The sequence below is a fragment of the Arthrobacter sp. CAU 1506 genome (assembly GCF_005047635.1).
Taxonomy (GTDB): Bacteria; Actinomycetota; Actinomycetes; order Actinomycetales; family Micrococcaceae; genus Crystallibacter.
On sequence record NZ_SUKC01000034.1, the window covers coordinates 1 to 1,859 of the forward strand.

Sequence of the window (1,859 nt, forward strand, 5' to 3'; positions counted from 1 at the left end):
ACTCGACTTTCTGAAGGACGTTTCCGCAGGTCAGAGACGATGTGGTGTCGTCCATGCAGTGTGGTGCCGAAGTCGCGGCAGTGGAGGGCCTGTCGTGCATCGGATGCAATAATCACTGTTCTACTTGTCATAACGTCGGTTATCGGCTTATAAAGTACGGGAGTAGAAGTAGCTGCGAGAACTCCCGTTCCACGGCTACTTTAGTTTCCGCAGGTCAGACGAGCCTTTGGAGAGCAGCCTCCCTTTTCCGTGCCGGCAGACGTTGCGTCAGCGGACTGATCCAACCGGCACGGCCCTGGCGGCCGTCCGCATGGGACCTCGGTGGCCTGTACTATGCCGCTGCCGTTGGTGCGGATCCCGCATCGGCTAGTTGGGCGATTCCTTCAAGCATCGCTTTGCTCAGATGCTCCTGCAGGTCTGCGTATTTTTGTTGCCCTGCGACGTTGTTGAGCTCCTCGCGGTCTATTTGGTGATCGTAGAGTTCGGTGATGTCTGTGCCGAAGTATCTGGTGAAGCGTCCGTCTTTGGTGAGGATTGAACGGGTGCGGACGGGGCCGGGCAGGCCCGGCAGGCCGAAGGGCTGGTCTTCCTCGATGATCAGGGCGTCGCGGATCGAGTCCTGGGATCGTTCGAGCAGCGGCACCAGCGACCGTCCCTGGATTCCGCGGTAGGCCCTTGTCCCGGTCAATTCGAGCAGAGTGGGGGCCAAGTCAGCCGTGGAAACCAAGGCGGGGGATGTGCCGGGTCTGGTTCCCGGGCCTTTGATGGTCAGCGGTACGTTGGTGACAGCGCGGTAGTGGCTGAAGTGCTTGAGCATGAGTCCGTGGTCGCCGAACAAGTCGCCGTGGTCGCTGGTGAAGACCACAATCGTGTTCTCGGCCAAGCCTTGGGCTTCCAAGGCTGTCAGTATCCGGCCGATTTGTTCGTCCATCAGTGTGATCAGGCCATACTGGGCAGCTGCAGCCTGCCGGTATTGGACCTCGTTCGCGGCGAACGTCATGGTCGGATCTTCGTTGGGTTCGCCGCGGCGTTCGAACATCCGGCGGATATGCGGGGGCGACTTCGCGTGGTCCTGGTAGAAGCCGGTCGGCAGTTCCACCTGGTCCGGTGAGTACATGTCCGCGTACCCCCGTGGGGGTGAGAACGGGTGGTGGGGGTCCGGAAAGGAGACAAACATGAAGAAGGGATCGTCTGTCTGGCCAAATTCCGCCAAGTGTTCGACAGCTTTCTCCCCCACATAGCTGCTGGGATGCACTTCTGCGGGGATGGCTGTCTCATACACTTGGTCCCACCCGGGCAAGCGCCGTTCTGAGTTCTCTACTCCGCCGACGGCTAGCGGATCGATGCCCCGCTCCCGCGCCCAGTGTATATAGTGTCCCCCGGGCCGGTCGCCGTGCCCGACGACGAGGTCCACCTGCCGGTAGCCGTAGTAGTCGTCGGGCAATGGGATGAATCTTTGATCGTGAGCTGTACGGTTCTCCCACTGGTCCCAGCCATCGGGGCGGCTGACGGAACGCGCGTCGGCGGCAGTCGGGTCAAGGAGCAGCGGGTCCGTCTTCTCGATTTCGGCGCGTTGCACCGGTTCAAAGTCCCAGCCCATGTTCTGGTGGTGCAGTTTACCGACCGCCGTCGTCAGGTAGCCGCCACAGGATAGTTGCCGGACCATATTGTTGGTATCCGGATCCAGCGGTATGCCGTTGAACCGGGTGCCGTGCGCCGATGGCCAACGGCCGGTTAGCAGGCTTGCCCGGTTGGGCATGCAGGTGGGATTGGTGACCGTGGCCTCGGTGAAGATCATGCTCTCCGCGGCAAGCCGGTCCAGGTTGGGCGTGCGGACCGTGGGGTTGCCGGCGAAACCC

1 protein-coding gene is annotated in these 1,859 nt (G+C 61.6%); it reads right to left on the reverse strand.

What is annotated here, in order from left to right:
- Nucleotides 1-331: 331 nt before the first annotated feature.
- On the reverse strand, nt 332-1,859 hold a 1,528-nt coding region (locus E4J89_RS19245), incomplete at its 5' end, for a sulfatase-like hydrolase/transferase (RefSeq protein ID WP_136787818.1).